We start from the raw sequence: 8,325 nt of genomic DNA on the forward strand, positions 1-8,325 counted from the left end.
TGCTCAACTGCTAAAGCTAGCGCGATCCCTGTGGGAGCGGGCTTGCCCCGCGAACACGGGCGAAGCCCGTGCCACCCTGTGCGGTGCCCCGAATCGCAGGCAAAAAAAACCCCGGACTTCGTATGGGGAGGGGGAAGTTCGGGGTCCAAGTCCGGACCGCTAGGGCGGGGTCCAGATATCTGCCAACACTTAACACAACATAGGAGCATCGAAAGGCTTCACCAGCCATTCAGTTACTCTGAGTGGCGGTTCACCGGATTAGTTCCGAGGCCCTCAAAACTATTTGAAATAGTTTCATGAACCAGCCGATCTAAGGCCAGGCCCCGCGACACCACGCCGCAGATCCTACACAGCTTTCACGCCGCGTTTAGTGAGCTTCGTCCCAATTCGAACCGACGCCCACTTCCACCAGCAACGGCACGTCCAGCTCGGCGGCGCCACTCATGTAGCCGCGAATTTCATCTTTGACCTGTTCCACCAGGTCCTCGCGCACTTCCAGCACCAGTTCGTCGTGCACCTGCAAGATCACCCGCGCATCCAGCCCGCTGTCGGTCAGCCAGTTGTCCACAGCCACCATGGCGCGCTTGATGATGTCCGCCGCCGTGCCCTGCATCGGCGCGTTGATCGCGGTACGTTCGGCGCCTTTGCGCAGGGCCGGGTTCTTGGCGTTGATGTCCGGCAGGTACAGGCGGCGGCCGAACAAGGTTTCGACGAAGCCCTGCTCGGCCGCCTGGGCGCGGGTGCGCTCCATGTAGGCCAGCACGCCCGGGTAACGGGCGAAGTAACGATCGATGTAGTCCTGGGACTGTTTGCGGTCGACACCGATCTGCTTGGCCAGGCCGAATGCGCTCATGCCGTAGATCAACCCAAAGTTGATCGCCTTGGCGCTGCGGCGCTGGTCGGTGGTGACTTGATCCAGGGCCACGCCGAAAACTTCGGCGGCGGTGGCGCGGTGCACGTCCAGGTCATTGCGGAACGCGTGCAGCAGCCCTTCGTCCTTGGCCAGGTGGGCCATGATGCGCAGCTCGATCTGCGAATAGTCCGCCGCCAGCAGCTTGTAGCCGGGGCTTGCGACAAAGGCCTGGCGGATGCGTCGGCCTTCGGCGGTGCGCACCGGAATGTTCTGCAGGTTCGGGTCACTGGACGACAGACGCCCGGTAGCGGCGACTGCCTGCTGGTAAGAGGTATGGATACGCCCTGTACGCGGGTTGATCTGCCCTGGCAGCTTGTCGGTGTAGGTGCTCTTGAGTTTGCTCAGGCTGCGGTACTGCATCAGCACCTTGGGCAGCGGGAAACCTTGCTCGGCCAAGTCGTCCAGTACGGCTTCGGCGGTGGAGGGCTGGCCCTTGGCGGTCTTGCTCAATACCGGCATGCCCAGCTTGTCATAGAGGATCACCCCCAGTTGCTTGGGCGAGCCAAGGTTGAATTCCTCGCCGGCCAGCTCGAACGCCTCGCGCTCCAGCTCGACCATCTTCGCCCCCAGTTCACCGCTCTGCACCCCCAGCAGCGCGGCATCGACCAACGCGCCCTGGCGCTCGATCTTCGCCAGCACCGGTACCAGCGGCATCTCGATGTCCATCAGCACCGGCAGCACGCTCGGCGTTTCGGCCAGCCGCGCCTGCAACGCATGGTGCAGGCGCAGGGTAATGTCGGCGTCCTCGGCGGCGTAAGGGCCGGCCTTCTCCAGCGGGATCTGGTTGAAGGTCAGCTGCTTGGCGCCCTTGCCGGCGATGTCTTCGAAGCTGATGGTGGTGTGATCCAGGTACTTCTGCGCCAGGCTATCCATGTCGTGACGGCTGGCGGTGGAGTTGAGCACGTAGGACTCGAGCATGGTGTCGTAGGCCACGCCGCGCATCTGGATGGCCGGGCTGCCGTTGGCCAGGATGTTGATGTCGTACTTGGCGTTCTGGCCGACCTTGCCTTTGGCCGGGTCTTCCAGCAGCGGCTTGAGCTTTTGCAGCACCGCCTCGCGGTCCAGCTGGGCAGGCGCGCCTTCATAGTCGTGGGCCAGGGGCACGTAGGCGGCCACATTGGGCTCGATGGCGAACGACAGGCCGACCAGTTGCGCCTTCTGCGCATCCAGGCCCGTGGTTTCGGTGTCGAAGGCGAACAGCGGTGCCTGGCGCAGCTTCTCCAGCCACGCATCGAAGCGCGCCTGGTCAAGGATGGTTTCGTACTGCGGCTCGACCTTGGCCGCAGGTGCCTCGACAACACTGGCAGAGCCAGTGACGGCGCCCTTGGGAGCAGCCTGGGCAGCATCACGCTGCACCTCGGCGACCCAGCTTTTGAACTCCATCTCGGTGTACAGCGCCAGCAGCGCTTCGCGGTCCGGCTCGCCGCAGACCAGGGCGTCAACCTCGACATCCAGCTCCACATCGCACTTGATGGTGGCCAGCTCGTAGGAAAGGAAGGCCGCGTCGCGATGCTCCTCAAGCTTGGCAGCCAGGGTCTTGGCCCCGCGAATGGCCAGGCCCGCGACCTTTTCCAGGTTCTGGTATACATCGCTCAGCCCGCCACCGATACCGGTCAGCAGGCCCACAGCGGTCTTTTCGCCAACACCTGGCACGCCGGGGATGTTGTCGACCTTGTCACCCATCAGGGCAAGGAAGTCGATGATGTGTTCGGGACCGACGCCAAACTTCTCGTGCACGCCAGCCACGTCCAGCACGCTACCGGTCATGGTGTTGACCAGCGTAACGTGGCCGTCCACCAGCTGGGCCATGTCCTTGTCGCCGGTCGAAATGATCACCGGCCGGCCAGCGGCCGCACTGCTGCGGGCCAGGGTGCCGATCACGTCGTCGGCCTCCACACCCTCGACACACAGCAGCGGATAGCCCAGGGCTCGCACGCTGGCGTGCAGCGGCTCGACCTGCACCCGCAGGTCGTCGGGCATGCTTGGGCGGTTGGCCTTGTACTCGGCGAACATGGCGTCGCGGAATGTCCCGCCCTTGGCATCGAACACCACCGCGAACAGGCTGTCCGGGTATTGCTTGCGCAGGCTCTTGAGCATGTTCAGCACGCCCTTGACCGCGCCGGTGGGCAGGCCTTTGGAAGTGGTCAACGGCGGCAGCGCGTGGAAGGCACGGTAGAGGTAGGAGGAACCGTCCACCAGGACGAGGGGCGCTTGGCTCATGAGGAGAATCAACCTTTTCGACGGGTCCGGCGCTAGAATAGCCAGAATCATTGACGACAAAGGGACTAGGTTATCATGCGTACATTGAATCGCCTGTTAGTGCTCGGCCTGTTGGCAACCATGCCAGTCGTCACCCTGGCGGCGGACGACGCCCCATCGGCAGATCCCGATGTGACCATTCGCACGGAAGGCGACAAAACCATCCAGGAATACCGGCAGAACGGCTTCCTGTATGCGATCAAGATCACGCCGAAAAACGGCAAGCCTTATTTCCTGGTACGCGCGGATGGCACCGATGCCAACTTCATTCGTTCCGACCAGCCGGACATGCTGATCCCGGCCTGGAAGATCTTCGAGTGGTAAGCCAGTAACGCGTATCGTTCTTATCAACCAGGCACTTCCCGGCGGAAGTGCCCGCATGGGCAATTTTTCAACATGTCAGTCTTCACCCCTGTGTCCCGGCCTGAGCTGGAAACCTTTCTGGCGCCCTACGAGCTGGGCCGTCTGCTCGACTTCCAGGGCATTGCCGCCGGCACCGAGAACAGCAATTTCTTCGTCAGCCTGGAACAAGGGGAATACGTACTGACACTGGTCGAGCGTGGGCCGGTGGAAGACATGCCGTTCTTCATCGAGCTGCTCGATGTGCTGCACACAGCCGACATGCCCGTGCCCTATGCCCTGCGTGATCGTGACGGCAATGGCCTGCGCGAGCTGTGCGGCAAGCCGGCACTGCTGCAGCCGCGGCTGTCGGGCAAGCACGTGAAAGCGCCGAACAACCAGCACTGTGCCCAGGTGGGTGAGTTGCTCGCGCATATCCACCTGGCAACCCGCGAGCACATCATCGAGCGCCGTACCGACCGTGGCCTGGACTGGATGCTGGCGTCCGGTGCCGAGCTGCTGCCGGGATTGAACCCCGAGCAGGCACAACTGCTGCAACCGGCGCTGGACGAAATCACCGCGCACAAGGCGCAGATCCTCGCCTTGCCCAAGGCCAACCTGCACGCCGACCTGTTCCGCGACAACGTGATGTTCGAAGGCACTCACCTGACCGGTGTGATCGACTTCTACAACGCCTGCTCCGGGCCAATGCTGTATGACATCGCCATCACCGTGAACGACTGGTGCCTGGACGAGCACAGCGGCATCGACCTGCCCCGCGCCCAGGCGCTGCTGGGCGCCTATGCGGCGCTGCGGCCATTCACCGCGGCCGAAGCCGAACTTTGGCCGCAGATGTTGCGCCTGGCGTGCGTGCGCTTCTGGCTGTCACGGCTGATTGCCGCCAAGGAATTTGCCGGGATGGATGTCACCATCCATGACCCGCGGGAGTTCGAAGTGCGCCTGGCGATGCGTCAGCAGGTGGCTTTGAAGTTGCCGTTCGCTCTGTAAACCGTGGGAGCGGGCTTGCCCCGCGATGGCGGTAGCAACTTCACCATCGCTATCGCGGGGCAAGCCCGCTCCCACGAGGGTCACAGCTGCTCCAGGCACCCCGCCAGGTCTGCACCCAGCTTCTCCAGCAAGCGCTCGTAGCCCTTGGCGTTCACCGGATCGGTGCCGCCCAGGGCATCCAGCTCAGCCAGCCGCACCGGCAGCCCCGCCGTCAGCGTCTCGGCCAGGCGCGGGCGCAACGGCGGCTCGCTGAATACACAGGTCTTGCCCACTTCCTGCAGGCGCTTGCGCATCGCGGCGACGTGCTGCGCGCCCGGCTGCACTTCGGCAGCGACACTGAACACGCCGGTGTGCTTGAGGCCATAGTTGGCCTCGAAGTAATCGAACGCTTCATGGAATACGAAGTACGGCTTGCCGGCGATCCCGGCCACGCGCTGCTTGATGCGCAGGTCCAGAGCATCCAGGCGCTCGACGAACGCTTTCAGGTTGCCCTGGTAACGGGCCGCATTGGCCGGGTCGGCCGCCGCCAGGTCACCGGCCATCTTCGTCGCGATCACCCGCGCGTTGACCGACGACAGCCACAGGTGCGCATCGAGGCTGCCTGGGCGGTGGTCATGGTCATGATCGTCATGATCGTCGTCGTGGTCGTCTTCGTCGTGAGAGTGGCTGTCCTCACCGAAATGACGCAGTTGCATGCCAGCAAGCGACTGCACGGCCACGGTCGGTTTGCCACGGCTGCCCAGCACGCGGGGCAGGAAGTTCTCCATGTCCGGGCCAATCCAGTACAAAAGGTCGGCATCGCCAACCTTGCGCACGTCAGACGGGCGCAGCGCGTAGTGATGCGGGGAGGCACCCGGCGGCAGCAGTACATCCGGGCTGCCGACATCGTCCTGCACCGCAGCGGCAATCTGTTGCAGGGGCTTGATGCTGGTCAGCACGCGCACGTCGGCCTGGGCCGAACAGGCGATGAAAGCGACAAACAGGGCAAGGAATCGGGACACGGTGGCTACTCGGCTCGTCAGAAACAGGTAACATAATAACGTCTCCATCCTGAACCGTCGCTGCCCATGTCCATCACGCCGCTGGCCCACCGCCCCCACGATCACTCCCACTGCGTACACAGCGCACTGGCCGAGGCCGACACGTTGTGCACCCGTCAGGGCCTGCGCCTGACCGCCTTGCGCCGCCGCGTGCTGGAGCTGGTGTGGCAGAGCCACAAGCCGCTGGGTGCCTACGACATCCTCGCCGTGCTCAGCGAGCAGGATGGCCGCCGTGCCGCCCCGCCGACCGTGTACCGCGCTCTCGACTTCCTGCTCGACAACGGCCTGGTGCACCGCATCGCCTCGCTCAACGCCTTCATTGGCTGCAGCCACCCCGAGCACGCGCACCAGGGCCAGTTCCTGATCTGCCGCGAGTGCCACGTGGCCATCGAGCTGGAACAGGACAGCATCAGCGACGCGATCGTCGCCAGCGCCAAGGGCGTGGGCTTCAGCGTCGAAACCCAGACCGTGGAAATCGTCGGCCTGTGCGCCAACTGCCGGGGCGCGGCATGAGCGACGCCCTGATCCGCCTTGAGCAGGTCGGCGTCAGCTTCGGTGGTGAGGCGGTGCTCGACAGCATCGACCTGGCGGTGGCACCGAAGCAGATCGTTACCCTGATCGGCCCCAACGGTGCCGGCAAGACCACCTTGGTGCGCGCCGTGCTGGGGCTGCTCAAGCCGCACCGCGGCAAGGTCTGGCGCAAGCCCAAACTGCGCATCGGCTACATGCCGCAGAAAATCCAGGTGGACCCGACGCTGCCCCTGTCGGTGCTGCGCTTCCTGCGCCTGGTGCCTGGGGTAGACCGCGCGGCAGCCTTGTCGGCGCTGCAGGAAGTCGGTGCCGAGCAGGTGATCGACAGCCCGATCCAGACCATCTCCGGCGGCGAGATGCAGCGTGTGCTGCTGGCCCGCGCCCTGCTGCGCGAGCCCGAGCTGCTGGTGCTGGACGAGCCGGTGCAGGGGGTCGACGTGGTCGGCCAGACCGAGCTGTACAACCTCATTACCCGCCTGCGCGATCGCCATGGCTGCGGCGTGCTGATGGTCAGCCACGATCTGCACCTGGTGATGAGCACCACCGACCAGGTGGTCTGCCTCAACCGCCACGTCTGCTGCTCGGGCCACCCGGAGCAGGTCAGCGGCGACCCGGCCTTCGTCGAGCTGTTCGGCCAGAACGCCAAGAGCCTGGCCGTCTACCACCACCATCACGATCACAGCCACGACCTGCACGGCGCAGTGATCGCCCCTGGCGCCCATGTTCACGGAGAGCACTGCAAGCATGGCTGATTTTCTTCTGTATGCCTTGCTTGCCGGCCTGTCGCTGGCGCTGGTGGCCGGCCCCCTCGGCTCGTTCGTGGTATGGCGGCGCATGGCCTATTTCGGCGACACCCTGTCCCATGCCGCGCTGCTCGGCGTGGCGCTGGGCCTGGCCCTGGATGTCAGCCCGGCGCTGGCGGTGACGGTCGGCTGCCTGTTGCTGGCGATCCTGCTGGTGACGCTGCAACAGCGCCAGCCGCTGGCTTCCGACACCCTGCTCGGCATCCTCGCCCCCAGCACCCTGTCGCTGGGGCTGGTGGCGCTGAGCTTCATGCACGACGTGCGGATCGACCTGATGGCCTACCTGTTCGGTGACCTGCTGGCGATCAGCACCACCGACCTGGCCTGGATCCTCGGCGGCAGCGCGCTGGTGCTGGTGCTGCTGGCGATGTTCTGGCGCCCCTTGCTGGCCGTCACCGTGCACGAGGAGCTGGCGATGGTCGAGGGGCTGCCCGTGGCGGGCCTGCGCCTGGCGTTGATGCTGCTGATCGCCGTGGTGATCGCGGTAGCGATGAAGATTGTCGGCGTGCTGCTGATCACCTCGTTGCTGATCATCCCGGCGGCCGCGGCACAGCGTCACGCCCGCTCACCGGAGCAGATGGCCCTGGGCGCCAGCCTGCTGGGGGTCATTGCCGTGTGCGGCGGGCTGGCCATGTCCTGGTTCAAGGACACCCCCGCCGGGCCATCGATCGTGGTCTGCGCGGCGGTGCTATTCTTGCTGAGCCTGGCGTTGCCAAAGCGCTGAAAAAACAGGCTGTGAACCAACGCAGCCTGCAACCTTTTCGCAGGTTCAGGGTCAATCAGTCCTATTTTCGAGCGTGCGCACCTGGGTGTAGACTTGCTCGTTTTTTGCGCAAATAGAGAGTCGCAGGAATGAAGCCGTTCGCCTCACGTTATCTGCTTGTTGCCGCGTTTTCCCTGTTCCTGACGGCCTGCGCCAGCACGCCCGCCGAGCAGCCGGCCGCGCCTGCCCAACCGGATGCCTGGCAGCAGCTGGAGCAGAACATTGCCAGCAATGAGCTGGCCACCGCCGAAGATCAACTGGCCGCCCTGCAGGTCCAGGCACCCGACGATGCGCGCCTGGAGCCCCACCAGCGTCAGCTGGCCGAAGCCTATCTGCGCCGCAGCCAGATCGTCCTGCAGAAAGGCGATGTGAATGCCGCCGCCACCGCGCTGGCTCGCGCCCGTGCACTGATGCCGCAAGCACCAGCCGTGACCGGTGGCGACACCATGGCCCAGGCACGCAAGGCCGAGCTGGAAAAAGCCGAGGCTGCCCTCATGGCCGCCGCGGCACAACCCAAGGCCCGGCTGCTCGATCCGACTGCCCCGAGCACCGTGGTCGCCCTGAAGACCACCGACAGCCGCGCCCTGCGCCGCCAGCTCGATGACATCGCCGCCGACGTGGTGAATTTCCACTGCGACGTGGTGTTCCAGGTGCCCCGCACCGAGGATG

The 8,325-nt window shown here is 64.9% G+C and carries 8 protein-coding genes; 6 read left to right on the forward strand and 2 right to left on the reverse strand.

The features are described 5' to 3' along the window. Positions 1 to 367: 367 nt before the first annotated feature. Complete coding sequence (polA, locus tag F6X61_RS26725) at positions 368 to 3,133, reverse strand: DNA polymerase I (RefSeq protein WP_153789286.1); 2,766 nt, start codon at positions 3,131 to 3,133, stop codon at positions 368 to 370. A 75-nt stretch (positions 3,134 to 3,208) separates the two neighbouring features. On the opposite strand from polA, the gene F6X61_RS26730 reads away from it, so the two are divergent. Together F6X61_RS26730 and F6X61_RS26735 are read left to right on the forward strand one after the other, a co-directional pair. Beyond that, positions 3,209 to 3,496 (forward strand): DUF2782 domain-containing protein, encoded by a 288-nt coding sequence (locus F6X61_RS26730; RefSeq protein ID WP_110995018.1) that lies wholly within the window; start codon positions 3,209 to 3,211, stop codon positions 3,494 to 3,496. 72 nt (positions 3,497 to 3,568) lie between these two features. Continuing rightward, on the forward strand, positions 3,569 to 4,519 hold the full coding sequence (locus F6X61_RS26735; protein WP_153789287.1) for a homoserine kinase: 951 nt from the start codon (positions 3,569 to 3,571) through the stop codon (positions 4,517 to 4,519). A gap of 80 nt (positions 4,520 to 4,599) precedes the next feature. Here F6X61_RS26735 and F6X61_RS26740 read toward each other — a convergent pair whose 3' ends face one another. Next, positions 4,600 to 5,568: a zinc ABC transporter substrate-binding protein gene (locus tag F6X61_RS26740; RefSeq protein ID WP_153789288.1), complete on the reverse strand. Its 969-nt coding sequence runs from the start codon at positions 5,566 to 5,568 to the stop codon at positions 4,600 to 4,602. Positions 5,569 to 5,586: 18 nt separating this feature from the next. On the opposite strand from F6X61_RS26740, the gene zur reads away from it, so the two are divergent. From zur to F6X61_RS26760, 4 genes are all read left to right on the forward strand, one after another. Beyond that, positions 5,587 to 6,072, forward strand: coding sequence for a zinc uptake transcriptional repressor Zur (gene zur / locus F6X61_RS26745; RefSeq protein WP_153789289.1), 486 nt, complete (start codon positions 5,587 to 5,589; stop codon positions 6,070 to 6,072). Next, on the forward strand, positions 6,069 to 6,842 hold the full coding sequence (gene znuC, locus F6X61_RS26750) for a zinc ABC transporter ATP-binding protein ZnuC (protein WP_110995056.1): 774 nt from the start codon (positions 6,069 to 6,071) through the stop codon (positions 6,840 to 6,842). Before zur ends, znuC begins: the two co-directional genes overlap by 4 nt. Further along, entirely contained in the window at positions 6,835 to 7,617 is a 783-nt protein-coding gene (gene znuB / locus F6X61_RS26755) for a zinc ABC transporter permease subunit ZnuB (RefSeq protein WP_153789290.1), read from the forward strand. The genes znuC and znuB overlap by 8 nt, the downstream gene beginning before the upstream one ends. Before the next feature lie 128 nt (positions 7,618 to 7,745). Beyond that, positions 7,746 to 8,325 (forward strand): PA5502 family lipoprotein (locus tag F6X61_RS26760; protein ID WP_153789291.1); only part of this gene is annotated, 580 nt, incomplete at its 3' end.

This window comes from Pseudomonas sp. EMN2 (assembly GCF_009650555.1).
In the GTDB taxonomy this organism is placed as follows: Bacteria; Pseudomonadota; Gammaproteobacteria; order Pseudomonadales; family Pseudomonadaceae; genus Aquipseudomonas; species Aquipseudomonas sichuanensis.